Here is a 26,064-nt window from a genome sequence, read left to right on the forward strand (position 1 = left end):
CGCCCGGATCCCGCGCCGTACCGGATGCGCGGCCTGGGGAGGGTGCCCCACGGCGGTGGGCCCCCGCGCCCCGCCGTGGGTCCGGCGACCCGGTGAAATCCCTGCTGCACCGGTACCGGGAACTGTGCGAGCAGGCCGTGGATCCCTTGGAGATCGCCGCGGGGCTGGAGGCGCACGGCATCACCGACCGCGCCGCCGCCCGCTTCCGGCACCGTGACGTCTTCTCGCTCGCCGAAGAGCTGTACGCGCGCGTGCCGCGCACCGCCGAGCCGCGCCCGGAATCCGAGCCCCTGCCGGTGCCCCGGGTCCGCGCCGGCTGGGTCCTGCTCGCCCTCCTGCCCGGAGTGCTCGGCACGGCCACGGTGACCGGAGTGCGCCTCACCCAGGGGCACCCCCGCCAGCTGGCGGCACTCGGCGGCTTCCTCGCCGTCGCCCTCGCCACCCGCGCTGCACTGCGGCACGGCCCGCTCGCCGGCCCGCCCGGCACACGAGCGTGGAGCACCACGCTCGGCACGCGGGTGTGGACGCTCTGGCTGCTCGGGTACGCCCTCCTCGGCGACGGCCTCCTCCACGCCGTCCTGACGGGCGGCCCCGACACCCCGCCCACCGCGGCCCCGGACGGTTCCTGGCCCACGGCCACCGCGCCCGTCCTCGCGCTCCTGCTGGCCTGTGCCCCGGCGGCCTGGTCCGCCCACCTGCTTGCCGCCGGCGCGCGCCGCAGGCTCGCCCGCAGTCGGGGCCTGGAGGACTTCACGGCAGCCGCGAGACCCCTGCTGCTCGGTGTGGTCGCCGTGTTCCTGGGCGCCCTCGCCGCACTGCTCGCGCTCTGCGGCACCCTCCTGCACGCGCCCGCGGCCCACCCGCAGGCCCTCGCCCTGGGCGCCCTGTTCCTGCTCGCCCGCCTGCTCACCGTGCACCGCCACCGGCACGCCCCCGCCCTCGCGCTGGGCGCCGCCGCGGCCACGGAGGCGGCGGCCCTGGCGCTGCCACTGGCCGGCCGGCTGCCCGGCTGCACCTTCCTGGCGGCTCCCGTCGAGGCCCTGGCCGGCGCCTGGGGCGAGGCCGCCGTACCGGCCCTCGCCTGTGGCACCGCGGCCCTCGCCCTGCTCTGGCACGCCGCCCGCACCCTCACCCAGGCCTCGGCCCACGCGCCGACGGGAGCACCCGACTGAACCTTCCGCCACCGGCCCGACGCACCGCCGGAGGCAACCGCACGACCCCCCTGAAGGAGAACACCAGATGACCATCTCCCGACCCGGAGCGACCGGAACCCCCGGAACCACCGGAGCGCCCGGCACCGCCGAAGGAGCCGTCGAGACGGCCGGTACCACCGGCGCGCACACCCCGGGAGCCGCGCGATGAGGGTCCTGCTGATCGGAGCCAACGGATTCATCGGCCGCTTCGTCGCCGACCGCCTGCTCGCCGACCCGGCCGTCCAGCTCACCGCGCTCGGCCGCGGCGACGACGCCGACGTGCGCTTCGACCTCGCCACCGGCAGCCCGGGCGCGCTCACCCGGTTCCTCGACGCGGTCCACCCCGGAGTCGTCATCAACTGCGCCGGCGCCACGCGCGGGGGCGCCCGCGACCTCACCCGGCACAACACGGTCGCCGTGGCCACCGTCTGCGAGGCCCTGCGCCGCAGCGGCTGCGGTGCCCGCCTGGTGCAGATCGGCTGCGGTTCCGAGTACGGCCCCAGCCAGCCCGGTTCCTCCACGGCCGAGGACGCCGTGCCGCGCCCCGGCGGCCCGTACGGCGTCAGCAAGCTCGCCGCGACCGAACTGGTCCTCGGCTCCGGCCTGGACGCCGTCGTGCTGCGCGTCTTCTCACCGGCCGGCCCCGGCACCCCGGCCGGCTCCCCACTCGGCCGGCTCGCGGAGGCCATGCGCCGCGCCATGCAGTCCAGCGACGGTGAGCTCAAGCTCGGCGGCCTCGGTGTCCAGCGCGACTTCGTCGACGTCCGCGATGTGGCCCGGGCCGTGCACGCCGCCTCGCTCTCCGCCGCGCAGGGCGTGATCAACATCGGCTCCGGCCGTGCCGTCCGGCTCAGGGACGCCGCCGCCGTCCTCGCGCGCGTGGCCGGATACGGCGGCGCCCTGCACGAACTCGACGCCCCGCCCGGTCCGCTGCGCAGCGCCATCGGACACCCCCGCGCCGACTCCGAGCACGCGGTCGCGGTGGCGTACCCGTACCCGGACGGCTGCGGCAGCTGGCAGCAGGCCGATGTGCGCACCGCGCGCGACCGGCTCGGCTGGCGGCCCCGCATCAACCTCGAAGAATCCCTGGCCGACATCTGGATGGAGGCGGCATGCCGCATCTGACCAGCACCACCGGTACCGGCGTCCGCACCGCCCTCGGCATCCCCGGCTACGCCCACCCGCTCGTCGCCCCGGCCCAGTGGGCGGAACTCGCCCGCCCCGGCACTCCACTGGACTGGGTGGTCCTCGACGTCGCCGCCGGCCCCGACACCCGCCCCGACCCGCACTGCCTGGAAGCCGCGGGCCGGCTCCGCGCCACCGGCGTCCGCGTCCTCGGCCACCTGGACCTCACCTACGGCGCCCGCGCCTTCGGCGACCTGCTCTCCGACGCCCACCACCACCTCGACTGGTACGGCGTCGACGGCTTCCTGCTGGACCGCTGCCCCAGCGAGCGCACGGCGCTCCCCGAGGTGCGCCGTGCGATCACCACGCTCCGCGCGATCAGTGACACCGCCCACATCGTCCTCGGCCACGGCCGCCACCCGCATCCCGGCTACGCCGAGAACGCCGACCAGCTGGTGACCTTCTCCGGCTCCTGGTCCGACTACCGCTGGTCGCAGGCGGCCGAGTGGACCGCCGACTACCCGCCGGACCGCTTCTGCCACTTCGTGCACGGCGTGCCCCGCGCCCACCTGGACGAGGCGCTGCGGATCGCCCGCTGGCAGGGGGCGGCCACGATCTACTTCACGGACCGTACGGACAGGGACGGTCGCGCGGACCCCTGGGAGACCATGCCCGGCTACTGGGACGACATCGTCTCGCGAGTCGGAACGGGTGTCTCGGAATGAAGAAGGCCGTGGCAGTGTTACAGGGAGAACAACTGTAGTGATCGACCGACCAACGGAGTCCCCGTGTCGCTGCCACCCCTGGTCGAGCCAGCTCCTGAGCTCACCGTAGACGAGGTCCGCAGGTACTCCCGCCACCTGATCATCCCCGACGTGGGCATGGACGGGCAGAAGCGGCTGAAGAACGCCAAGGTGCTCTGTGTGGGCGCCGGCGGCCTGGGCTCGCCGGCGCTGATGTACCTGGCCGCCGCGGGCGTGGGCACCCTCGGCATCGTGGAGTTCGACGAGGTCGACGAGTCGAACCTGCAGCGCCAGATCATTCACAGCCAGTCCGACATCGGCCGTTCCAAGGCCGAGTCCGCGCGCGACAGCGTCAAGGGCATCAACCCGTACGTGAACGTGATCCTTCACGAGGAGCGGCTCGAAGCCGACAACGTGATGGACATCTTCAGCCAGTACGACCTGATCGTCGACGGCACCGACAACTTCGCGACCCGTTACCTGGTCAACGACGCGTGCGTGCTGCTGGGCAAGCCGTACGTGTGGGGCTCGATCTACCGCTTCGACGGCCAGGCCTCGGTGTTCTGGTCCGAGTACGGCCCCTGCTACCGCTGCCTCTACCCGGAGCCCCCGCCCCCCGGCATGGTCCCCTCCTGCGCCGAGGGCGGCGTCCTGGGCGTGCTGTGCGCGTCCATCGGCTCCATCCAGGTCACCGAGGCGATCAAGGTGCTCACCGGCACCGGTGAGCCGCTGGTCGGCCGGCTGATGATCTACGACGCCCTGGAGATGCAGTACCGCCAGGTCAAGGTCCGCAAGGACCCCAACTGCGCGGTCTGCGGCGAGAACCCGACGGTCACCGAGCTCATCGACTACGAGGCCTTCTGCGGCGTGGTCTCCGAGGAGGCCCAGGCGGCGGCGGCCGACTCCACGATCACTCCGAAGCAGCTCAAGGAGTGGATCGACGACGGCGAGAACATCGAGATCATCGACGTCCGCGAGCCGAACGAGTACGAGATCGTTTCCATCCCGGGCGCCAAGCTGATCCCGAAGAACGAGTTCCTCATGGGCACCGCCCTGGAGGGCCTGCCGCAGGACAAGAAGATCGTCCTGCACTGCAAGACGGGTGTCCGCAGTGCGGAAGTCCTCGCGGTCCTGAAGTCCGCGGGCTTCTCCGACGCGGTCCACGTCGGCGGCGGCGTCATCGGCTGGGTCAACCAGATCGAACCGGAGAAGCCGGTCTACTGAGCCGCTGACCCGGTGTGCGTGGCGGGGGCTTCGGGCGCGTACGGCGCCCGGAGCCCCCGTCCGCGTCAGGAGCAGACCTTGCCGTCCTTCGGCACCGTCCCGTGCAGCAGGTAGGCGTCCACCGTCGAGTCGACGCAGTCGCTCCCGTTGCCGTACGCCCCGTGTCCCTCGCCCCTCCAGGTGAGTTCGACGCCCACGCCCCGGCCCAGTTCGTCGGCCATTCTGCGCGCGCCCTCGTACGGGGTGGCCGGGTCGCCGGTGTTGCCGACCAGCAGGATCGGCGCCGCGCCCGGTGCGCTGACCTCCGGAGTGTCGTACTGGCCCGGCACCGGCCAGTCGTGGCACCAGCCCGCCGTGTCCCAGCCGAGGGAGTCCCCGAACACCGGCGATATCCGCTTGAATTCCGCCAGCCGCCGCTTCGTCTCGACGAGTGTGGGCCGCTGTTTGTCGTCCAGGCACGATATGACCCGCTGGGAGTGGGTCGTCGTGCCGTAGCGGCCCGAGGCGTCGCGGTCGTCGTACTGGTCGGCGAGTGCCAGCAGCCCCGAACCGTCGCCCCGTTGCGCCGACTTGAGGGCATCGGTCAGCCTCGGCCACATCGACTCGCTGTACAGCGGCAGGATGATCCCGGTGACCGCCAGCGTCTGGGTGAGCTTGCGGCCGGATGACGTCGGCAGCGGTTCGGCGTCGATCCGTGTCAGCAGGTCGGCCACCTTCCGGCTGCCCTGTTCGGGGTCCTGGCCGGTGGACTTGAGGTAGTCGTCCAGAGCCCGCTGGAAGCCGCGCGCCTGGTTCTCGGCGTGGCCCACCGTGTCGGCGGTCGGGTCGACCACCGCGTCGAGGACCAGTCTGCCCACCCGCTTCGGGAACAGGTGGGCGTAGACACCGCCGAGCTCGGTGCCGTAGGAGATGCCGAAGTAGTGCAGCTTGTCGTCGCCGAGGACCTGGCGCATCAGGTCCATGTCGCGGGCGGTGTCGGTGGTGGACACATGGGCCAGCAGCGGGCCGGCGGCCTTCTCGCAGCCCTTGCCGAAGTCGGTGGCGTCCTGGAGGTACGCCTTCTCCTCGGCGGGGGTGTCCGGTGTGGCGTCCACGGACTCGGCGGCCTGGATCTCCCGGTCGCCGCGGCAGCGGACACCCCCGCTCGCGCCGACCCCTCGGGGGTCCCAGCTCACCAGGTCGTAGCGCTCGTGGAGGGACGAGACGGAGCCCTCGAAGTACGGCATCGTCGACACGCCAGAGCCGCCCGGGCCGCCGAAGTTGAACAACAGCGAGCCGATGCGGTCACCCCCGGTCGCCCGCGCGCGGACGAGGGCGAGCCCGATCGTCCTGCCGTCCGGCCGGGACCAGTCCAGCGGCACCTTGAGCGTCGCGCACCGCCAGGCGCCGCTCGGCGCGGACGAGGTCCCGGTGGCCTCGCAGCGCTGCCAGTCGAGGCGCTGGGAGGTGAGGGAGGCCGGAAGGCCGGCCGGCGCCGGCGTGGTCGTGGAGCGCGACGCCGACGGGGGAGCCGAGCCGGCTCCCTTGCCCTCGTCCCCGCTCCCGCCCCCGTCTGACGAGCTCCCGCATCCGGCCAGCAGCAGCCCTGCCGCCAGCGCGGCCGTCCACCGCAGCAATCGCACCACGCGCACCCCCCTGACAGGCCCGCCGCATCGTGCCGCGCCGGGCGTTCAGGCCATGGTAGGCGTCCGGGGATCGACCTGCGCGGGCCTGTGGATAACCATCTGACCTGCAGTTTCCCCTGCTCTGAGGAGCTGCTGCTGTCGGGGGTCCGTCAGGAACAGACCGTGTTGGCCTTCGGTGTCCTCCCGTCCAGCAGGTAGCCGTTCACCGCGCTCTGCACGCACTTGTTCTTGCTGTCGTACGCGCCGTGCCCCTGGCCCTTGTACGTCAGCTCGATGCCGACGCCCCTGCCGAGCGCCTCCACCATCCTCCGCGCGCCCTCGTACGGGGTGGCCGGGTCGCCGGTGTTGCCGATGACGAGGATGGGCGCCGCCCCCGGGGCGCTGACGTCGGGATGGTCGGCCGCGCCCGGCACCGCCCAGTTGGTGCAGCTGACCATGCCCCAGGCCAGGTAGTCGCCGAACAGCGCGGAGGCGGCGCGGAACTCGGGCAGCCTCCGCTGGACGTGGTCCGCGGTGTACCGGGGCTTCTCGTCGGCACAGTTGATCGCGGTGTTCGCCGCGGTGAGGTTGCTGTACTCGCCGTTCTCGCTGCGGCCGTTCATCGAGTCGGAGAGCAGCATGAGGATCTTGCCGTCGCCGTCGTAGGCCTGCTCCAGCCCCTCGGTGAGGTACTCCCAGAAGTCCTTCGAGTACAGGGACTGCGCGATGCCGTTGGTGGCGGCCGTCTGCGTCAGCTGACGCGGGAAGATGCCCGGGATCGGCTTCTTCTCCAGCTCGGCGAGGAGTTTCGCGATGCGGTCCTTCACCTCCTGCTCGGTGCTGCCGATCGGGCACTCCTCGGTCTTCGAGGTGCAGTCCTCGGCGAAGTTGTCGAGCGCGAGCTGGAAGCCCCTGGCCTGCCCGAGCGCGCTCTCCTCCGGGGTCTGCGTGGGGTCCACGACCGCGTCCAGGACGGCCCGGCCGACGTTCTTCGGGAACAGGTGGGCGTAGACACCGCCGAGTTCGGTGCCGTAGGAGATGCCGAAGTAGTACAGCTTGTCGTCGCCGAGGACCCGGCGCATCAGGTCCATGTCGCGGGCCGCGTCCGTGGTGCGCACATGCGGCAGGACCTTCTCGGAGTTCTTCTCACAGGCCGCGTTGAACTGCTTGGTGCGTTGCAGGAGCTGGACCTGTTCGGCGTGGTCGTCCGGGGTCGCGTCCTGTTGGAAGTACTCGTCCAGCTGGGCGTCGCTCTCGCACTCCACCGGTGCGCTGCGGCCGACCCCGCGGGGGTCGAAGCTCACCAGGTCGTAACGGGTGCGCAGGGCCGTGTAGTCCGAGCCGAACGCGGGCAGCGTGGTCACCCCGCTGCCGCCCGGGCCGCCGAAGTTGAACACGAGCGAGCCGATCCGCCTGTTCTCGGGCCCACTGGCCCGGGCGCGGATCAGGGCGATGCCGATGGTGTCGCCCTTCGGCCTGCTCCAGTCCAGCGGCGCCTTCATGGTCGCGCACTGCCACTCCCCGCCGTTCGGCAGCGGCGAGGGAGGACTGCCGCCACCTTCCGCCTCGGAGGGGGCCGGGCAGGACTTCCAGTCCAGTTTCTGGGCCGTGAGATCCCCGTCCTTGCCGCTGTCGCCGCATCCGGCCAGTACAGCGGCGAGCAGCACAGCGGTGGTGGTCAGCGCGGCGGCACGCAGCCGGAACGGGTTCGCCATACTCCCATCGTGGGGGCGCGCACGCCGGGGCGCGCGGGACGCGGGCCGTAAGAGGTACGCACCGGCCGGGCCGGGACCGCACCGGGCAGGCCCGCTTACAGGGCTCCCTTGCGGGTGAGGTGGTTGAAGGCGAGCCAGCCCGGCAGCACCGGCAGCCACAGCGTCAGCAGCCGGAACAGCAGCACGGCCGGGGCGGCGACCTCCTTGGGCAGGCCCACGGCGATCAGGCCGACGGTGAGGGTCGCCTCGACCGCGCCCACACCGCCGGGGGTGGGCGCCGCGGAGCCGAGCGCGTTGCCGGCGAGGAAGACGACGGCGACGCTGGCGATGCTCAGCGACACCGATCCGTCGCCGAAGGCCCGGATGGAGGCGTCGAGGCACATCACGAAGCAGGCGGTCAGCAGCAGCATGCCGCCGATGCCGGTGATGAGCTTCTGGGGCCGTTGCAGCACGTCGAGCATCCGCGGCACGACACCGGCGAACAGCGACCTCACGCGCGTGACGACGAACTTCCGCAGGAACGGCACCGAGGTGACCACGAGGACCAGGACGGCCACGGTCAGCAGACCCGCGATCACCGTGCGGGACGGCGACAGCGAGGGCGTCTTCTCGGTGCCGGTCAGATAGCCGAAGGACAGCAGCATCAGGATGTGACAGCCGAGCCCGAACAGCTGCGAGGCGCCGACGCTCGCCACCGCGAGCCCCGGACGCACGCCGGCGCGTTGCAGGAAGCGCGTGTTGAGGGCCACACCGCCGACCGCGGCCGGCGCCACGATCTTCACGAACGACCCGGCGACCTGCGCCGCCACGGTCCGCGGGAACGGCACCCGTTCCGGTACGAAGCCCAGCAGGGCCATCGCGGCGGCGACGTAGCTGAGCGCGGAGAACAGCACCGCGGCGACCACCCAACCCCACTGGGCCTGCGCGAACAGCGTGCCGAACTCGATGTGGGTGAGCTGGGTCAGCAGGTAGTACGCGCCGATCGCACCGGCGATGAAGCTGATCAGGGTGCGCGGCCGGACCCGCTCCAGGCGGGCCGGTTCCACCGGCGCCTGGGGCCTGATCCGCAGCACCTGGTGCCGGATCTGGGTGAGCAGATCCTCCTCGCGGGCTTCTTCGAGGGCTTCGTCGATGGCCCGCTTCTCCGCGCGCTGCTCGGCGCGGACCGCCTTCTTGTCGGGCTTTTCGAGCCCGGCCGGAGCCGTCCCGGGCGCCTCCTCCAGCCGGGCCAGCTTGGCCTGTCGGGAGGCTTCGAGTACCGCTTCCCGTTCGCGCTGGGCCCGCTCGCGGGCCAGTCGGCGCAGCGTCGCGCGCGTGGAGCGCGTCAGCGCGATCGGCTGGAGCATCGGCAGGCAGTCGGCGACCGCGTCCGGGCCGAGCACGTTGACCGCCGAGGCCACCGCCCGCTCGGCACCGACCCGCAGGCCGAGCGTGGTGACCAGCTGGGCTACGTCCATGCGCAGCAGCAGATCGCCGGCCGCGATCTCGCCACCGCGCAGTTCGGTGAGGATCACCCTGCCGGAACGATCCACCAGAATCGCGTCTCCGGCCAGCCTGCGGTGCGCGATGCGCCGGGACTGCAGCGCCCGCACCTGGTGCCAGGTGTTGCGCAGCAGCTCGTCGGTGATGTCCTCGTCGGCCAGCGAGTCCAGGGTGCGCCCGCCGGTGTGCTCGTAGACGAGCATGACCGCGTCCGGGCCGAGTTCGGAGGTGGCGATCAGCTTGGGAGCGTTGGCGCCCGCCGCGATCGCCGCGTACGCCAGCAGCGCCTCCTGCTCCAGTGCCTGGCGCAGCGACTGGAGGCTGGAGCGGGTGGCGAAGCCGCGCAGGGTGAGGTTCCGCCAGGCGCGGTAGAAGAAGCCCTGGGCCTGCTGTTCCCGGTCGACGACCGTGACGTCCAGCGGCGGGCCGTCCTCCAGGGAGACGAAGTAGCGCCGGCCCCGGTCGCCGTTCTCCGTCTCCACCGCTTCCTCGCGGGCCGCGCCGACGGGATGGAAGCCGACGTGCCTCAGGCCCGCCATCAGGGTCTGGCCGGTCGGGCGGACATTGGGGGAGCCGACCGCGTACAGGGTGCCGTAGGCGATGGTCCAGCCGATCAGCACGGTCAGGATGATCGAGAAGGGGGTCGTGTAGCCGGTGACCAGCATCGAGAACGCGTCGAGTAGCAGCACGATCCACAGCACCGCGCGCCATCTGGGTCTGCGGGACATGCCGACGGCCGTCATGTAGGCGATCACGGGTGCCAGATAGCCGTGCACCGGGTCGGTCAGGGCGTGGATGTCGCCCGGCGAGGGCTGGGTGAGTGCCTCCTGGATCGAGTCCGGGGCGGCCCGGGCGACCCACAGGTCCGTGGCGAGCGTGACTCCGTGCGCCAGGACGGCCGCGAGGACGCCGTCGGCGATGCGCAGCCCGTCCCGTTTGATCAGCCGTTCGATCGCGAACGCGACCGGCACCAGCAGGATCGCGATGCTGGACGCAAGGCCCGCGATCTTGATGAGCAGGTCCGGGGCCTGCCCGGTGCCCTTGTTGATGTCCTGTTCGAGGCCCGAAGTGGTGCCGTGCGCGAACGCGGCGATCGCGAGCAGCACCACGATGCCCAGCAGGCCCACCAGGAGCCGCATCAGGTCGGAGGGGCGGTGCACACGCGCGGGGAGCAGCGGTTCGTCGCGCTCCACCTGCTCGGCGTGGGGGTCGTCGTCGGCGCACGGACGGTGGTCCGGGGGTGGGTTCCCGGGGACGTGCGCCACCTCGGGGGCGGGCGGCCCCTCCGCGGCGTCCGCTCCGCCGTCGCCACGCGCGCGCGCGGCGTCGTCCTCGCGCTGACCGGCGTCTTCCTGGTGGTGCCGGCCGGTGTCTTCCTGCTGCGCGCCGGTGCCGCCGTCGTCCGCGCGGGCGGGACCGGGGCGCGCGGAGGCGTCAGGGGTGCCCGCCGCTCCTTCGGGGTGCACGCCCTGCTCCTTCATGGTCTCTTCGTGGTCTCGTATCACCAGTCACCGCCCGCACGATGGTGGCATGCCCCACCGACACTCACGGGCATCAGGGTGCGGATGCGCGGGCGCACAGTCTGCCCCAAGGACCGCGCGGGGGCGAGAGGACCGTTCCTCACGGCCCCCGCCGGAACGCCGGCGGGGTGCGGCAGGATGGGGTGGATGAGCGAGCAGAGCCCTCCCGGAGGCGCCCGCGCGGAGTGCGCGGACGCGGTGCCGGGATACGCGGACGCGCTGCCGGAGTACGCCGAGCGGGTCCTGGACGTCGCCGAGCGGATCCCGCCGGGCCGGGTCATGACCTATGGCGATGTCGCGGAGTGGCTGGAGGAGGGCGGACCGCGCCAGGTCGGCCGGGTGATGGCCCTCTACGGCGGCGCGGTCCCGTGGTGGCGTGTCGTACGCGCCGACGGCGTGCTGCTGCCCGGACACGAGCTCCGCGCGCTCGCCCACTACCGTGCGGAGGGCACCCCGCTGAGGCAGGCGGGCAGCAGCGCCGAGGGCCATCTGCCGCGGCTCGACATGCGCCGGGCCCGATGGGACGGCGGCGCGGGTGCGGAGGGTCACACCTGACAGCTTCCGCCATCGGATGCCGCCGCGGAGGGCCCGTGGCCCTTTCGGGGGACATGGGGGACGTCCGTGGCATGCCGTACGTTCGTGAGACGTGGGACCCGCGTGACCCGAGTGCCGCGAGGGAAGAAGCGGAAGCTCTGCTTCCATCCGGAGCGGCGGCGTAGCGTCGGCAGCGCGTGTCCCCCTCATCCCGCGGCCACCGCCTCGCGCGCGTGACCGCCCGCCCGCCAGCACGACCACCAGGACCGGCACATCACGTGAGCTCCTCTTCCTCCACCAGGCGCCCGCCGCACCCACCGGTGCGGCAGGGGAGCCGTGGCGCTTACCGACTGGTCCGAACCCCTCCGGCCGTCGTGGACCCCCCTCGTCTGGACGCGGCACAGCGTGCCGTGGTTGACCACCGGAGCGGACCACTCCTCGTCCTCGCCGGCCCCGGCACCGGCAAGACCACCACGCTGGTCGAGTCCGTGGCCGCCCGGATCGCCCGGGGCGGCGACCCCGAACGCATCCTGGTGCTCACGTTCAGCCGCAAGGCCGCCGTAGACCTGCGCGACCGCATGGCCCTGCGCATCGGCGCCGCTCGCGCTCCCAGGGCGACCACATTCCATTCGTACTGCTACGCGCTGGTCCGCGCCCACCAGGACGGCGGCCGGTCCACCGAGCCGCTGCGCCTGCTCTCCGGCCCCGAGCAGGACGTCACCGTCCGGGAGCTGCTCGCCGGCCAGCCCGAGCTGGAGCGGCTCGGCCTGACCCATGTGCGCTGGCCGGACGAACTGCGCGCCTGCCTGACCACGCGTGGCTTCGCCGACGAGGTCCGTGCCGTCCTCGCCCGCAGCCGGGAGCTGGGCCTCGGCCCGGAGGCCCTGGACGCCTTCGCCCGCCGCATCGGCCGCCCCGACTGGCGGGCGGCGGCCGCGTTCCTCGCCGAGTACCTCGACACCCTCGACCTCCAGGGCGTGCTCGACTACGCGGAACTGGTCCACCGCGCGGTCCTGCTCGCCCGCCGCCCGGAGACCGCGGCAGGGCTGGCGGCCCGGTACGACGCCGTGTACGTCGACGAGTACCAGGACACCGACCCCGCCCAGGTCCGGCTGCTGCGCGCGCTCGCGGGCGGGGGACGCACCCTGGTCGCCTTCGGCGACCCCGACCAGTCGATCTACGCCTTCCGGGGTGCCGACGTGAACGGCATCCTCGACTTCCCGGCCGCCTTCCGGCGCGCGGACGGCCGTCCCGCCCCCGTGGCGGTGTTGCGCACCTCGCGCCGCTCCGGCGCCGCCCTGCTGGCCGCGACCCGTCTGATCACCCAGCGCATGCCGCTGTCCCGGCTGCCCGCCGAGAAGGTCCGCGCCCACCGGGAGCCGGCCGCCGTACGGGACGGCGGCCGGGTCGAAGTCCACACCTACCCGACGCCCGGCGCGGAAGTGGACAACATCGCGGACATCCTGCGCCGCGCGCACCTGGAGGACGGCGTCCCCTGGAGCGACATGGCCGTCCTGGTGCGCGCGAGCTCTCGTCTGCCGGCCCTCCGCCGGGCCCTCACCGCCGCCGGCGTCCCCCTGGACATCGACGGTGACGAGCTGCCCCTGCGGCACGAGCCCGCGGTCGCACCGCTGCTCACGGCCCTCCGCGCGGTGGCCACGGCGGAGGCACGGCATCGGGACGAGGAGTCGGAAGGGCGGCCGGAGGGAGGTGACCCGGCTGGTGAAGAGGCCACCGGGGGACGCGCCGGTGCCGCCGGGGAGGGGGAAGGGGCCGAAGCCTCCGGAGACGGCGCCGAGGCTGTCGGGGAACGCGCTGAAGCCGTCGGGGAACGCGCCGGTGCCGCCGAGGAGGGCGGAGGTGCCGAAGCCTCCGGAGGCCGCGCCGAGGCTGTCGGGGAACGCGCCGAAGCCTCCGTAGGCCGCGCCGAAGCCGCCGGGGAGCGAGCCGGAGCCCCCGCGGAACCGGCCCCTGACGCCTCCTCCTGGCTGGACACCGAGACCGCTCTCACCCTGCTCACCTCACCGCTCGCCGGCATGGACGCCGCCGACCTGCGCCGCCTCGGGCGTGCCCTGCGCGAGGAGGAGCGGGCCGCCGGGAACCCCCTGCCGCCCCCGTCCGACGAACTGCTCGCCCGGGCGCTCGCCGAACCCGAGCGCCTGGCCGTGCACGACCCGGCGTACGCGCGCGGGGCGCAGCGCCTCGGCGCGCTGCTCCGCAAGGCCCGTGAGCGCCTTGCCGGCGGCGGTACGGCCGAGGAGGCGCTGTGGGACCTGTGGCAGGGCACACCGTGGCCCGGACGCCTGGAGCGGGCCGCCCGGCGCGGTGGCGCGGCCGGCCGCAACGCCGACCGGGACCTGGACGCCGTGTGCGCCCTGTTCGCCACCGCCGCGCGCGCGGAGGAGCGCTTCGGAGGCCGCGGCGCCCTGAACTTCCTGGAGCAGATCGAGGCCGAGGACATAGCCGCCGACACACTGGCCCGCCGCGCGGTACGCCCGGACGCCGTCCGCGTGATGACCGCGCACCGCGCCAAGGGCCTGGAGTGGCGGCTGGTCGTCGTCGCCGGCGTCCAGGAGGGACTCTGGCCCGATCTGCGCCGCCGCGGCTCGCTGCTGGAGGCCGACCGCATCGGCCGTGACGGACTCGCCGAGCCGCTCACCCCCGGCGCGCTGCTCGCCGAGGAGCGCCGCCTGTTCTACGTCGCCGCCACGCGCGCGCGTGACCGCCTCGTCGTCACCGCGGTGAAGGCACCGGCCGACGACGGCGACCAGCCGTCCCGGTTCCTCACCGAGCTGGGCGTCGAGCCGAGGGACGTCACCGGACGCCCGCGCCGGCCGCTGTCCGTCGCCGCGCTCGTCGCCGAACTGCGCGCGACCACGGTCGATCCGCGCGCGTCGGCCGCGCTGCGGGAAGCCGCCGCCCGCCGGCTCGCCCGGCTCGCCGCGCTCGCCGACGAGGACGGCCGCCCGCTGGCGCCGTCCGCACACCCCTACCGCTGGTGGGGCATGTTCGAGCCGACCGAGAGCAAGGTGCCGCTGCGCCACCGGGACCAGCCCGTGGTGCTCTCCGGGAGCGCCCTCGACCAGCTCGCCAACACCTGCGCGTTGCAGTGGTTCCTCGGCCGTGAGGTGAAGGCCGACGCCCCCGCCACCACCGCGCAGGGCTTCGGCAATGTCGTCCACGTCCTCGCCGACGAGGTCGCCTCCGGCCGCACCCCCGCCGACCTCGACGTCCTCATGGAACGCCTGGACTCCGTGTGGAACGCGCTGGCCTTCGACGCGCCGTGGAAGTCGCGGCAGGAGAAGGACAACGCGCGCGTGGCGCTCGAACGCTTCCTCAACTGGCACGTCCTGAACCGGGCGGGCCGCACGCCGGTGGCGAGCGAGCACGACTTCGACGTCACCCTGGAAGCGGGCGACTACCAGATCCGCATCCGCGGCCAGATGGACCGCGTGGAGACGGACGCCGAGGGCCGCGCCTACGTGGTCGACTTCAAGACCGGCAAACAGGCGCCCACCGCGGGCGAGGTGGAGCGCCACCCCCAGCTCGCCGTCTACCAGCTCGCCGTCCGCGAAGGCGCCGTCGACACGGCCTTCGACGGCGTACGCCCCGAGCCGGGCGGCGCGGAACTGGTCCACCTCAGACAGGGCGCCGCCCAGCGTGACGGGGGCGACAGCCTGCCCAAGGTGCAGACCCAGGAGCCGCCGACGGGGGAGTGGGTCGGCGAGCTGCTGGCCACCGCCGCCGGAAAGGTCCTCGACGAGCGGTTCACACCGAGCGCCGGCCAGCACTGCGCGCACTGCGCGTTCCGGGCGTCGTGCAGCGCGCGCCCGGAGGGACGGCACGTGGTCGAGTGACGTGACCGTGGCGCGAGCCCCATGTGGCCTCGGCGCGGGTGACGTGGTCCTGCCGAGCCTGCCTGGCCTGACCAGGGTGACGTGGCGCCGCGAGCCTGCCTGGCCCTGACCAGGCTGACGTGGCCCTGACGAGCCTGTCCTGGCCCTGACCGGAGTGACGTACGGCACCACAGGCGCTGACCTGCGTTTCTTCCGGTCCGGCCGACCGATCCGGTCTCGATTGTCAGTCCCCGCCGCTAGCCTCTTCCGACATGTCCGCCCGTATCACCGACCCCGAGCAGCTCAAGGAGCTCCTGGGCATCCCGTTCACCCCGGAGCAGACGGCCTGCATCACCGCGCCGCCCGCCCCGCAGGTGATCGTGGCCGGTGCCGGGTCGGGCAAGACCACCGTGATGGCGGCCCGCGTGGTCTGGCTGGTCGGCACCGGACAGGTCGCCCCCGAACAGGTCCTCGGCCTGACCTTCACCAACAAGGCCGCCGGCGAGCTGGCCGAACGCGTCCGCAAGGCCCTGATCAAGGCCGGCGTCACCGACCCCGACGTCATCGACCCCGACAACCCTCCGGGCGAGCCGGTCATCTCGACGTACCACTCCTTCGCCGGTCGCCTCCTCACCGACCACGGCCTGCGGCTTGGCCTGGAGCCCAGCTCACGCCTCCTGGCCGACGCCACCCGCTACCAGCTCGCCGCGCGCGTGCTGCGCGAGGCCCCGGGCCCGTACCCGGCGCTGACCCGCTCCTTCGCCGACCTCGTCAGCGACCTGCTCGCGCTCGACTCCGAGCTCGCCGAACACCTCGTCGACCCCGAGGAACTGCGCGCCTGGGACACCGGCCTGCTGCGCACCCTGGAAGAGGCCAAGCTCACCAACGCCGACCTGCGCAAGGTCCCGGAGACCGCCGCGGCCCGCCGGGAACTCGCCGAGCTCGTCCAGCGGTACCGGGCCGCCAAGCGCGCGCGGGACCTGCTCGACTTCGGCGACCAGATCGCCCTGTCGGCCCGCCTCGCCGGCATCCCCGAGGTGGGCCGCCTGCTGCGCGAGGAGTTCCGCGTGGTGCTCCTGGACGAGTACCAGGACACCTCCGTGGCCCAGCGCGTCCTGCTCGCCGGCCTGTTCGGCGGTGGCACCGGTCACCCCGTGACCGCCGTCGGCGACCCCTGCCAGGCCATCTACGGCTGGCGCGGCGCCTCCGTCGCCAACCTGGACGACTTCCCCGACCACTTCGCGCACGCCGACGGCAGCCCCGCCACCCGGCAGGCGCTCAGCGAGAACCGCCGCAGCGGCGGACGCCTGCTCGACCTCGCCAACGGCCTCGCCACACCCCTGCGTGCCATGCACGCGGGCGTGGAGGCCCTCCGCCCGGCCCCCGGCGCCGAGTACGACGGCACGGTCCGCTGCGCCCTGCTGCCCACCCACGCCGAGGAGATCGACTGGCTCGCGGACTCCCTCGCCCACCTCGTGCACACCGGCACCCCGCCCGGCGAGATCGCCGTACTGTGCCGGACCGCGACCGACTTCGCCGAGATCCAGGGCGCCCTCGTCGCCCGTGACATCCCCGTCGAGGTCGTCGGCCTCTCCGGCCTGCTCCACCTGCCCGAGATCGCCGACCTCGTCGCCGTCTGCGAGGTCCTCCAGGACCCCGGCGCCAACGCCGCCCTGGTGCGCCTGCTGACCGGACCGCGCTGGCGCATCGGCCCCCGCGACCTCGCCCTGCTGGGCCGCCGCGCCCGGCTGCTGGTCGCCCACGCGCGCGTGGACGGCACCGACGACCCGGACCGCCGGCTCGCCGAGGCCGTGGAGGGCGTCGACCCGTCCGAGGTGATCTCGCTCGCGGACGCCCTGGACACCTTCCTGGAGGCGCCCGTCGAGGAGGGCGACGACGACGGGCTGCCCTTCTCCCCGGACGCGCGCGTGCGCTTCGCCCGGCTCGCCGCCGAGCTGCGCGACCTGCGCCGCTCGCTGTCGGACCCGCTGATGGACGTCCTGCACCGCGTCCTCGCCGTCACCGGCCTGGAGGTGGAGCTGTCGGCGTCCCCGCACGCGCTCGCCGCCCGCCGCCGCGAGACCCTGTCCAACTTCCTGGACATCGCCGCCTCCTTCGCCGCGAGCGACAGCGAGGCCACCCTGCTGGCCTTCCTCGGCTTCCTGCGCACCGCCGCCCAGTACGAGAAGGGCCTCGACAACGCCCTGCCCGGCGGCGAGAACACCGTCAAGGTGCTCACCGCGCACAAGTCCAAGGGCCTGGAGTGGGACGTCGTGGCCGTCCCCGGCCTCGTGACCGGCACGTTCCCCAGCGCCCAGGGCCGCGAGAAGTGGACCGCGCAGGCCAAGGTGCTGCCGCACGCCCTGCGCGGGGACACCGACACCCTGCCCGACGTGGACTCCTGGGACTCGCGCGGCATGAAGGCCTTCCACGAGGCCATGAAGGAGCACCAGCACACCGAGGAGCTCCGCCTCGGCTACGTCACCTTCACCCGCCCCCGCTCACTCCTGCTCGGCTCCGGCCACTGGTGGGGGCCCAGCCAGAAGAAGCCGCGCGGCCCGTCGGACTTCCTCCAGGCCCTGTACGACCACTGCGCCGCTGGGTACGGCGAGATCGAGGTGTGGGCGGACCCGCCCGCCGAGGGCGAGGAGAACCCGGCCCTGCACGCGGCCACCGCCGACCAGGTGTGGCCGCTCCCGCTGGACGCCGCCGCCCTGGCCCGCCGCCGCGCCGCCGCGGAGACCGTCCTCGCCCACCTGGACGCCGTCGCCGCCGGGCCTGCCGACGGGCGCCGGCCGGCCCTGCACGACCCCGCCGGTGCCGAGGATCCGGACTGGCCCGCGCCACCGGAGGACGAGCCGTACGACGGCCACCCGTACGGTGACGACCGGTACGGTGACGACCCGTACGGCGTCCGACCGTACGACGAGGAGCCGTACGCGGACCTGCGCCAGGAAGAGGATCTTCCGCACGACGATCCGTTCGACGACGACCCCTTCGACCCCTTCCCCGGTGACGCCTTCGCCGGTGACGCCTCCGGCGGCGAGCCCTTCGACCAGGACGCCTGGAACACCGAACGGCCCACAGTCCCGCACCAGGCGCCCGCCCCGCAGCACGGTCCCCGCGCCGGCGCACCGCGCCTCGCCGCCGCCCTCACCCCGGAGGAGGCCCGCACCATCGCCTCCTGGGACCGCGACCTGGACGCGCTCACCGGAGAGCTGCTGCGCGCCCGGCAGACCGTCACCGAGGTCCCCCTGCCCACCACGCTCACCGCCACCCAGCTGCTGCGGCTCGCCGAGGACCCGGACGGGCTCGCGCAGGAACTCGCGCGCCCCATGCCGCGCCCCCCGCAACCGGCCGCACGCCGGGGCACCCGGTTCCACGCCTGGGTGGAAACCCGCTTCGAGGAGCTGACCCTGCCCCTGCTGGAACCGGACGAGCTCCCCGGCGGCGACGCCGAGATCGCCGACGAACGCGACCTGGAAGCCCTGAAGGACGCCTTCGAACGCACCGAGTACGCCCGGCGCACCCCGTACCGGGTCGAAGCCCCCTTCCAGCTCACCCTCGCCGGCCGCGTCGTCCGGGGCCGCATCGACGCCGTCTACCGGCACGGCGACGGCGACGAGGCGACGTACGAGATCGTCGACTGGAAGACCGGCCGCACCGGCACCGCCGACCCGCTCCAGCTCGCCGTGTACCGGCTGGCCTGGGCCGAGCAGCAGGGCATACCGCCCGAGTCGGTCACCGCCACGTTCCTGTACGTGCGCAGCGGCGAGGTCGTACGCCCCGAGGGCCTGCCGGACCGGGCCGCGCTGGAGCGGCTGCTCACAGGTGAGACGGAGCGCACACCGAAGGCAAGCTGAGTGTGACGAACGCCCGCCGAGGATGCCGTCGCGGGCGGATAGGCTCGGGAGCATGAGCCAGACCCCGGACAGCGCCGTCCGCACGTACATCGAGCAGCACCGCGCCGCCTTCCTCGACGACCTCGCCGCATGGCTGCGCATCCCCTCCGTGTCGGCCCAGCCCGACCACGCTCCCGACGTACGGCACAGCGCGGAATGGCTCGCCGCCAAGCTGTCGGAGACCGGCTTCCCGACCGCCGAGGTCTGGCAGACCCCCGGGGCCCCCGCCGTCTTCGCCGAATGGCCGTCCGGCGACCCCGAGGCACCCACGGTCCTGGTCTACGGTCACCACGACGTGCAGCCCGCCGCCCGCGAGGACGGCTGGCACAGCGACCCCTTCGAGCCGGTCGTCCACGGCAACCGCCTCTACGCGCGCGGGGCGGCCGACGACAAGGGCCAGGTGTTCTTCCACACACTCGGCGTCCGCGCCCACCTCGCCGCGACCGGCCGCACCGCACCGGCCGTCAACCTCAAGCTGCTGATCGAGGGCGAGGAGGAGTCCGGCTCCCCGCACTTCCGGGCCCTGGTGGAACAGCACGCGGGGCGCCTCGCCGCCGACGCCGTGATCGTCTCCGACACCGGCATGTGGTCCGAGGACACCCCGACCGTGTGCACCGGCATGCGCGGTCTCGCCGAGTGCGAGATCCGGCTGTACGGCCCGGACCAGGACATCCACTCCGGCTCCTTCGGCGGCGCCGTGCCCAACCCGGTCACCGCCGCCGCCCGCCTGGTCGCCGCCCTCCACGACGAGCACGCGCGCGTGGCGATCCCCGGCTTCTACGACGGCATCGTCGAGCTCACCGACCGCGAGCGCGAACTCCTCGCCGAACTGCCCTTCGACGAGGAGCGCTGGCTGCGCACCGCCAAGTCCGCCGCCCTCCACGGCGAGGCCGGCTACTCGACCCTGGAGCGCATCTGGGCCCGCCCGACCGCCGAGGTCAACGGCATGGGCGGCGGCTACCAGGGCCCCGGCAGCAAGACGATCATCCCCGCCACGGCCATGGTGAAGCTGTCCTTCCGGCTGGTCGCCGGCCAGGACCCCGACCACATCGAGAAGGCCGTCCGCGCCTGGGCCGCCGAGCAGGTGCCCCCCGGGATCCGGTACGAGATCGACTTCGGCTCGGCCACACGCCCGTGCCTGACCCCGCTCGACCACCCCGCGCTGCAGTCCGTGGCCCGCGCCATGGGCCGCGCCTTCCAGCAGCCGGTCCGCTTCACCCGGGAGGGCGGCTCCGGACCCGCCGCCGACCTCCAGGAAGTCCTCGGCGTCCCCGTGCTCTTCCTGGGCATCTCCGTCCCGTCCGACGGCTGGCACGCACCCAACGAGAAGGTCGAGCTGGACCTCCTCCTCAAAGGCGTAGAGACCAGCGCCTACCTGTGGGGTGACCTCGCCGGCAACTGGCGTACCGCACCCTGACCGGCCGGCGCCGTACGGCGGGACACCGCGCGCGGGGCACACTGGAGGGACCGCCCCGACCGCCCCGACCGTCCCGTCGCCCCGGCCGCGCCCGGCCCGGTGCCCTCCCGCCCTACGTCCCGCCGAACCGCCCGCCGAAAGAACCGCCGCACTGGGGGAGTTGGAAGCACCCGTGACCACCTGGACCGACCACACAGCCGACCGACCCATCTCACTGACCGCCCCGAGCGGCATCGACCGCGCCGCCCACCACCGGCTCGACGAGGCCTGGCTCGCGGCGGCGTGGAGCCACCCCACGACCCGCTGCTTCGTGGTCTCCGGCGGCCAGGTGCTCATCGACGAGACCCCGGACGGCCGGACCGAACTCGTCATGACACCGTCCTTCGAGGCCCCGCTCACCGAGGCGCACCGCTACTTCCTCGGCATCGACGAGGACGGGGTCAGCTACTTCGCGCTCCAGAAGGACGCGCTGCCCGGCCGCATCGACCAGTCCGCGCGCCCGGCGGGGCTGCGGGAGGCCGGCCTGCTGCTGTCGCCGCGCGACGTCGGGCTCATGGTGCACGCGGTCGGCCTGGAGAACTGGCAGCGCACCCACCGCTTCTGCTCCCGCTGCGGCGAGCGCACGGTCATCGCGGCGGCCGGTCACATCCGCCGCTGCCCGGCCTGCGGCGCCGAGCACTACCCGCGCACCGACCCCGCCGTGATCATGGCGGTGACCGACGAGGACGACCGCATCCTGCTCGGCCGCCAGGTCCACTGGCCCGAGGGCCGCTTCTCCACGCTCGCCGGGTTCGTGGAGCCCGGCGAGTCCATCGAGCAGGCGGTGCGCCGCGAGGTCTGCGAGGAGGTCGGCGTCACCGTCGGCCCGGTCGAGTACGTCGCCAGCCAGCCCTGGCCCTTCCCGTCCAGCCTGATGCTCGGCTTCATGGCCCGCGCCACCTCCACCGAGATCGACGTCGACGGGGACGAGATCCACGAGGCCCGCTGGTTCTCCCGCGAGGAACTGCACGCGGCTTTCGAGGCCGGCGAGGTGCTGCCGCCCTACGGCATCTCCATCGCGGCCCGCCTGATCGAGATGTGGTACGGCAAGCCCCTGCCGACCCGCAGCTTCGTCTGAGACGGCGAACGGCGGCTCCCGAGCCGGTCAGGGACTCGGGAACCGCCGTTCGGCGCGGCTCGCGCTTACGCGGCGAGCTTCTGCTTGACCTGGGCCAGCGACGGGTTCGTCAGCGTGGAGCCGTCCGCGAAGAGCACGGTCGGGACGGTCTGGTTCCCTCCGTTGGCCTTCTCCACGAAGGCCGCGGACTCGGGGTCCTGCTCGATGTTGACCTCGGTGTAGGCGATGCCCTCCCGGTCCAGCTGGCTCTTCAGCCGCCGGCAGTAACCGCACCAAGTCGTGCTGTACATCGTCACAGTGCCCTGCATGTCTCTCGCGCTCCTCAGGCAGCTCGGAAAAGGTCGTCCAGGGGATGAACGTAAGGGACCGGCCCGCCATTCCCGCGCGACCGGGCCGCCCTGCCCGGGCGAGGAGCCCTCGATCCCTGGGCGGCCGGCCCGCCGGTCCCGGGCAGCCGGACCCCGATTCCCGGGCCATCGACTCACAGTCCTGGCGACCAGGCCCCGATTCCCAGGCGACCGGCCCCGCCCGCCCCGGTCCCTCGGCGATCGGGTCCCGAACCCCAGGCCGCCGCCCCGCCGGTTCCGGCCTGCGCTCCCCGCTGTGACGCCTGCCGCATTAGTACGACTGCGAGCCCCAGCCTGTGGACAACCGGCACAGCCGTCCCGGGCGACCTGGCAGCATGGCGGTGTGACAGCAGCAACGCATTCCACCCTTTTCCCGCAGGGCACCGGTGGCTCTCCCCACGCGGCTCCGCCGAGCGGGGCCGACGCGGTGCTCGAAGGGCTCGACCCCGAGCAGCGCGAGGTGGCCACCTCCCTGCACGGTCCGGTGTGCGTGCTGGCCGGAGCGGGCACCGGCAAGACCCGGGCGATCACCCACCGCATCGCCTACGGAGTGCGCGCCGGCATCCTCCAGCCGTCCAGCGTGCTCGCCGTCACCTTCACCAACCGCGCCGCCGGAGAGATGCGCGGCCGGCTGCGCCAGCTCGGCGCCCAGGGCGTCCAGGCCCGCACCTTCCACTCCGCCGCCCTGCGCCAGCTCCAGTACTTCTGGCCGAAAGCGATCGGTGGCTCCCTGCCCCGGCTCGTCGACCGCAAGATCCAGCTCGTCGCCGACGCGGCCGCCGCCCTCGGCACCCGGCTCGACCGCAACGAGCTGCGGGACGTGACCGCCGAGATCGAATGGTCCAAGGTCACCCAGACCGTCCCCGCCGACTACCCGTACGCGGCTGCGAAGGCCGGCCGAGAAGCCCCACGCGACCCGGCCGAGATCGCCCATCTCTACGCCGCCTACGAGGACCTCAAACGCGACCGCGCCGTCATCGACTTCGAGGACGTCCTGCTGCTTACCGTCGCCGTCCTCCAGGACCGGCACGACATCGCCGAACAGGTCCGCGCGCAGTACCAGCACTTCGTCGTGGACGAGTACCAGGACGTCAGCCCCCTCCAGCAGCGGCTGCTGGACCTGTGGCTCGGCGACCGCGACAACCTGTGCGTCGTCGGCGACGCCAGCCAGACCATCTACTCGTTCACGGGAGCAACCCCCGACCACCTGCTCGACTTCCGCGCCCGCCACCCCGGCGCCACCGTCGTCAAACTGGTCCGCGACTACCGCTCCAGCCCCCAGATCGTCCACCTCGCCAACGGCCTGCTGGCCCAGGCCCGGGGCCGCGCCGCCGGCCACCGGCTGGAACTCGTCTCCCAGCGCCCCACGGGGCCCGAGCCCGTCTACACCGAGTACACCGACGAGCCCGCCGAGGCCGAGGGCGCCGCCCGCCGCATCCGCGAGCTGATCGACGCCGGCGTCCCGGCCGCCGAGATCGCCGTCCTGTTCCGCACCAACTCCCAGTCCGAGACCTACGAACAGGCGCTCGCCGACGCCGGCGTGCCCTACCAGCTCCGCGGCGCCGAACGCTTCTTCGACCGGCCCGAGGTCCGCAAGGCCGGCATCGCCCTGCGCGGCGCCGCCCGCTTCGGCGGCAACGACTCCCTCCTCGACGACGCCGTGGACCTGCCTTCCCAGGTGCGCGCCGTCCTCTCCGGCGAGGGCTGGACCATCGAACCCCCGGCCGGCTCCGGCGCCGTCAGGGAGCGCTGGGAATCCCTGGCCGCCCTCGTCAACCTCGCCCACGACCTCGCCGCGGCCCGACCCGGAGTCACCCTCGCCGACTTCGTGGCGGAACTGGACGAACGGGCCAACGCCCAGCACGCCCCCACCGTCCAGGGCGTCACCCTGGCCTCCCTGCACGCCGCCAAGGGCCTGGAGTGGGACGTCGTCTTCCTGGTCGGCGTCGCCGAGGGCATGCTCCCCATCACCTACGCCCGCACCGACGAGCAGATCGAGGAGGAACGCCGGCTCCTCTACGTCGGCGTGACCCGCGCCCGGGAACGCCTCCATCTGTCCTGGGCCCTGTCCCGCTCACCCGGCGGACGCCCCAACCGACGGCCGAGCCGCTTCCTCGACGGGCTGCGCCCCGGCACCACCCCCACCGTCGGCCACACCGGCGCCGGCACGGGCGCGGGCGTCGAACGCGGGACCACCGCGAGCACCCCCGTCACCCCCCGGCGCACCCAGCGCACCCCCGCCCGCTGCCGTGTCTGCGGCCGTACGCTCACCGACGCGGGCGAGATGAAGCTGATGCGCTGCGAGGACTGCCCCTCGGACATGGACGAAGGGCTCTACGAGCGGCTCCGGGAATGGCGCGCGGTACAGGCCGAGCGCAGCGGCCAGCCCGACTTCTGCGTCTTCACCGACCGGACGCTGATGGCCATCGCCGAGGCGTGCCCGGAGAGCCCCGCCGAGCTCGCCCGCATCCCTGGCGTCCTCAACCGCAAGCTGCGCAGCTACGGAGCCGACGTTCTGGCCATATGCGCAGGTCAAGAACCCGGTGGAGACGACGGCAGCGACTGATGCCAACTCGTCGAAAAAATAGTTTGCGCATGCCCCGCGAATCCCCATAGGTTCTAGGCACGGAAGCAGCGGCCTTCTCCAAGGCCCGGGTTCCGTGATGTACTTGCATATCCGAACGGGACCGGTTCACCCCGGTCCCTTGAGACGCCGAGAGGAGGCGAGTCCAGTGATCAGCATCAACACCAGCACCACCGTCAGCACGGCCAAACTGACCGATCGCTCGACCGTCTCCACGTGCATGCTCGGCGCCTCGAACCAGGGCACCGGTCTGTCCGGCATCCGTGCCGTGCGTCCGGCGTCCTCCCCTGCCCTCGCGGTTCTTCCCATCCGTGAGCGCAATGAGCGACCGACCAAGGCACTGGAAGCAGTAGCGGCACAGGCGCACGCCTATGCCTTTGCGGCGGCCGGTGCCGGATTCCGGAAGCAGACGACGCAGCACCACCTGATGTGGGCCTTCCGTGGGCCAGAACCCTGGAGTGATCCAGCCTGATCGCCGATCAGGCCGGCGCCTTCAGGGCCGCGGAACCCCATCCGGGATCCGCGGCCCTTCTGTTTTCCCCGAACGGGGACGACGGAGCGAAGGGGCCTCGGGACAGGAAGAGAACCCGGTACCCAGCCGACACCCGGTCAACCGGCCGGACCGACCAGACGAGGAAAACCACCCGTGCAACTCGAAGCGCACGCCCCGTCCGTACCGCCCTCGCAAACGATCCCCCCGCCCGGCCTCACGGAGGACTCCACCTTGACCCCCCTCACCGCGCTCACCGCGCTCGACGACGCCATCGAGAACCTCGGCGTACCCGTCCCCTGCCGCTCCTACGACCCGGAGGTCTTCTTCGCCGAGTCGCCGGCGGACGTGGAGTACGCCAAGTCCCTCTGCCGCACCTGCCCGCTGATGGAGGCCTGCCTCGCCGGCGCCAAGGAGCGGCGCGAGCCCTGGGGCGTCTGGGGAGGCGAGCTGTTCGTCCAGGGCGTCGTCGTCGCCCGGAAGCGGCCCCGTGGTCGCCCGCGGAAGAACCCGGTCACGGCATGAACACCGCAGGAACGATCGACCGCCCCCTCACGCACGACCCCAAGAAGCAGGCCCCGATGAAGCCGTCCACCAGCGAGCCCGCCGGCTCCGCGACCACAGACTTCCCCACCACCGGCGCCACCGAAGCGCGCCAGAACAGGAACCGTGAGATGCAACTCATGCAAGAAGCCCTGGCTCGTGCGCATATGCACGAGCGACTCCATGAGGCCGCGCGCGAACGCCGGGCCGTGCGCCTGGCGGTCGCCCAGCGGATGCAGCGCCGAGCCGAGCGCGCCTCGCTGCGCGCCCGCCGCGCGCTCGCCATGGCCGTCATGCAGTAACGAACCACCTGAGCAGTGGTGGCCTCCCGGAGCAGGGAGGCGAAGCCTCCCCGCGGGGGCCGGTCCGGCCGAACGGACCGGCCCCCGCGGTGCGTTGCGCACGACGATCCGCCGGTCACGGGGTTATCGTCACCGGGTGACGAGTCTTCCCGGCGGAAGTGATCAGGGCGGCTCCACCGCGGAGCGCCACCGCCTGGTGTGCGCCCGCTGCGGCACCCCCGCCGACGGCCCCCAGCCGGCCACCTGGACCTGCTCCGTGGAGAACGGCGTCCGCCAGTACTTCTGCGACGCCTGCTCCCGGGAGAACCTCCGGGCGATCGAGGGACGGCTGGACTCGGCCTGGTGGTGAGATCCCTTCCCCGGGGGCCCTCCCCCCCCCCGTCCCC

At 73.3% G+C, this 26,064-nt stretch carries 19 protein-coding genes; 15 read left to right on the forward strand and 4 right to left on the reverse strand.

Translation table 11 applies throughout. From position 1 onward, the window contains the following. The first annotated feature begins 92 nt into the window (after window positions 1-92). The 5 genes from C3492_RS41040 to moeZ all read left to right on the forward strand — a co-directional run bounded on the left by C3492_RS41040 (window position 93) and on the right by moeZ (window position 4,285). Complete coding sequence (locus tag C3492_RS41040) at window positions 93-1,172, forward strand: hypothetical protein (RefSeq protein ID WP_103817689.1); 1,080 nt, start codon at window positions 93-95, stop codon at window positions 1,170-1,172. 67 nt (window positions 1,173-1,239) lie between these two features. Beyond that, on the forward strand, window positions 1,240-1,362 hold the full coding sequence (locus tag C3492_RS46460) for a hypothetical protein (RefSeq protein WP_258056199.1): 123 nt from the start codon (window positions 1,240-1,242) through the stop codon (window positions 1,360-1,362). Further along, window positions 1,359-2,318, forward strand: coding sequence for an NAD(P)-dependent oxidoreductase (locus tag C3492_RS41050; RefSeq protein WP_103817691.1), 960 nt, complete (start codon window positions 1,359-1,361; stop codon window positions 2,316-2,318). The genes C3492_RS46460 and C3492_RS41050 overlap by 4 nt, the downstream gene beginning before the upstream one ends. Next, window positions 2,306-3,043, forward strand: coding sequence for a spherulation-specific family 4 protein (locus tag C3492_RS41055; RefSeq protein WP_103817692.1), 738 nt, complete (start codon window positions 2,306-2,308; stop codon window positions 3,041-3,043). The genes C3492_RS41050 and C3492_RS41055 overlap by 13 nt, the downstream gene beginning before the upstream one ends. Before the next feature lie 63 nt (window positions 3,044-3,106). Further along, window positions 3,107-4,285 carry an adenylyltransferase/sulfurtransferase MoeZ gene (moeZ, locus tag C3492_RS41060; RefSeq protein ID WP_103817693.1) on the forward strand — a complete coding sequence of 393 codons (1,179 nt, stop codon included), beginning with the start codon at window positions 3,107-3,109 and terminating at the stop codon, window positions 4,283-4,285. A 65-nt stretch (window positions 4,286-4,350) separates the two neighbouring features. On the opposite strand, the gene C3492_RS41065 is transcribed toward moeZ, so the two are convergent. The 3 genes from C3492_RS41065 to C3492_RS41075 form a co-directional block, all read right to left on the reverse strand. Next, window positions 4,351-5,910, reverse strand: a complete 1,560-nt coding sequence (locus tag C3492_RS41065; protein ID WP_103817705.1) for an alpha/beta hydrolase — start codon at window positions 5,908-5,910, stop codon at window positions 4,351-4,353. Between the two features lie 149 nt (window positions 5,911-6,059). After that, window positions 6,060-7,604 (reverse strand): alpha/beta hydrolase, encoded by a 1,545-nt coding sequence (locus C3492_RS41070; protein ID WP_103817694.1) that lies wholly within the window; start codon window positions 7,602-7,604, stop codon window positions 6,060-6,062. A gap of 95 nt (window positions 7,605-7,699) precedes the next feature. After that, complete coding sequence (locus tag C3492_RS41075; protein ID WP_103817695.1) at window positions 7,700-10,567, reverse strand: lysylphosphatidylglycerol synthase domain-containing protein; 2,868 nt, start codon at window positions 10,565-10,567, stop codon at window positions 7,700-7,702. A 186-nt stretch (window positions 10,568-10,753) separates the two neighbouring features. Here C3492_RS41075 and C3492_RS41080 point away from each other — a divergent pair, with 186 nt between their 5' ends. The 5 genes from C3492_RS41080 (at window position 10,754) to nudC (ending at window position 21,412) form a co-directional block, all read left to right on the forward strand. Continuing rightward, window positions 10,754-11,161: an MGMT family protein gene (locus C3492_RS41080; RefSeq protein ID WP_258056200.1), complete on the forward strand. Its 408-nt coding sequence runs from the start codon at window positions 10,754-10,756 to the stop codon at window positions 11,159-11,161. 257 nt (window positions 11,162-11,418) lie between these two features. Beyond that, window positions 11,419-14,997, forward strand: coding sequence for an ATP-dependent DNA helicase (locus C3492_RS41085; RefSeq protein WP_103817696.1), 3,579 nt, complete (start codon window positions 11,419-11,421; stop codon window positions 14,995-14,997). A 251-nt stretch (window positions 14,998-15,248) separates the two neighbouring features. Further along, window positions 15,249-18,839 (forward strand): ATP-dependent DNA helicase, encoded by a 3,591-nt coding sequence (locus C3492_RS41090; RefSeq protein ID WP_103817697.1) that lies wholly within the window; start codon window positions 15,249-15,251, stop codon window positions 18,837-18,839. A gap of 52 nt (window positions 18,840-18,891) precedes the next feature. Next, window positions 18,892-20,295, forward strand: coding sequence for a dipeptidase (locus tag C3492_RS41095; RefSeq protein ID WP_103817698.1), 1,404 nt, complete (start codon window positions 18,892-18,894; stop codon window positions 20,293-20,295). 172 nt (window positions 20,296-20,467) lie between these two features. Further along, a complete protein-coding gene (gene nudC, locus C3492_RS41100) occupies window positions 20,468-21,412 on the forward strand; it encodes an NAD(+) diphosphatase (RefSeq protein WP_181140822.1) in 945 nt (314 codons plus the stop codon). A 65-nt stretch (window positions 21,413-21,477) separates the two neighbouring features. Here nudC and C3492_RS41105 read toward each other — a convergent pair whose 3' ends face one another. Then, window positions 21,478-21,720, reverse strand: a complete 243-nt coding sequence (locus C3492_RS41105) for a mycoredoxin (protein ID WP_103817699.1) — start codon at window positions 21,718-21,720, stop codon at window positions 21,478-21,480. A 295-nt stretch (window positions 21,721-22,015) separates the two neighbouring features. Here C3492_RS41105 and C3492_RS41110 point away from each other — a divergent pair, with 295 nt between their 5' ends. The 5 genes from C3492_RS41110 to C3492_RS44380 all read left to right on the forward strand — a co-directional run bounded on the left by C3492_RS41110 (window position 22,016) and on the right by C3492_RS44380 (window position 26,027). Beyond that, a complete protein-coding gene (locus tag C3492_RS41110) occupies window positions 22,016-24,325 on the forward strand; it encodes an ATP-dependent DNA helicase UvrD2 (protein WP_308461185.1) in 2,310 nt (769 codons plus the stop codon). Between the two features lie 166 nt (window positions 24,326-24,491). Further along, window positions 24,492-24,815 carry a hypothetical protein gene (locus tag C3492_RS41115; RefSeq protein WP_103817701.1) on the forward strand — a complete coding sequence of 108 codons (324 nt, stop codon included), beginning with the start codon at window positions 24,492-24,494 and terminating at the stop codon, window positions 24,813-24,815. A gap of 174 nt (window positions 24,816-24,989) precedes the next feature. Further along, window positions 24,990-25,358 carry a WhiB family transcriptional regulator gene (locus C3492_RS41120; protein WP_103817702.1) on the forward strand — a complete coding sequence of 123 codons (369 nt, stop codon included), beginning with the start codon at window positions 24,990-24,992 and terminating at the stop codon, window positions 25,356-25,358. Continuing rightward, window positions 25,355-25,678, forward strand: a complete 324-nt coding sequence (locus tag C3492_RS41125; RefSeq protein ID WP_103817703.1) for a hypothetical protein — start codon at window positions 25,355-25,357, stop codon at window positions 25,676-25,678. The genes C3492_RS41120 and C3492_RS41125 overlap by 4 nt, the downstream gene beginning before the upstream one ends. Window positions 25,679-25,814: 136 nt before the next feature. After that, a complete protein-coding gene (locus C3492_RS44380) occupies window positions 25,815-26,027 on the forward strand; it encodes a hypothetical protein (RefSeq protein ID WP_146075798.1) in 213 nt (70 codons plus the stop codon). Window positions 26,028-26,064 lie beyond the last annotated feature (37 nt).

It is taken from the genome of Streptomyces sp. Ru62 (assembly GCF_002920615.1).
Lineage (GTDB): Bacteria > Actinomycetota > Actinomycetes > Streptomycetales > Streptomycetaceae > Streptomyces.

Bases quoted from the DNA above. Each gene is read 5' to 3' on its own strand.
- C3492_RS46460 (WP_258056199.1), top strand. From the start codon at position 1,240: ATGACCATCTCCCGACCCGGAGCGACCGGAACCCCCGGAACCACCGGA.
- C3492_RS41050 (WP_103817691.1), top strand. From the start codon at position 1,359: ATGAGGGTCCTGCTGATCGGAGCCAACGGATTCATCGGCCGCTTCGTC.
- C3492_RS41055 (WP_103817692.1), top strand. From the start codon at position 2,306: ATGCCGCATCTGACCAGCACCACCGGTACCGGCGTCCGCACCGCCCTC.
- C3492_RS41070 (WP_103817694.1), bottom strand. From the start codon at position 7,604: ATGGCGAACCCGTTCCGGCTGCGTGCCGCCGCGCTGACCACCACCGCT.
- C3492_RS41075 (WP_103817695.1), bottom strand. From the start codon at position 10,567: ATGAAGGAGCAGGGCGTGCACCCCGAAGGAGCGGCGGGCACCCCTGAC.
- C3492_RS41080 (WP_258056200.1), top strand. From the start codon at position 10,754: ATGAGCGAGCAGAGCCCTCCCGGAGGCGCCCGCGCGGAGTGCGCGGAC.
- C3492_RS41090 (WP_103817697.1), top strand. From the start codon at position 15,249: ATGTCCGCCCGTATCACCGACCCCGAGCAGCTCAAGGAGCTCCTGGGC.
- C3492_RS41095 (WP_103817698.1), top strand. From the start codon at position 18,892: ATGAGCCAGACCCCGGACAGCGCCGTCCGCACGTACATCGAGCAGCAC.
- C3492_RS41105 (WP_103817699.1), bottom strand. From the start codon at position 21,720: ATGCAGGGCACTGTGACGATGTACAGCACGACTTGGTGCGGTTACTGC.
- C3492_RS41125 (WP_103817703.1), top strand. From the start codon at position 25,355: ATGAACACCGCAGGAACGATCGACCGCCCCCTCACGCACGACCCCAAG.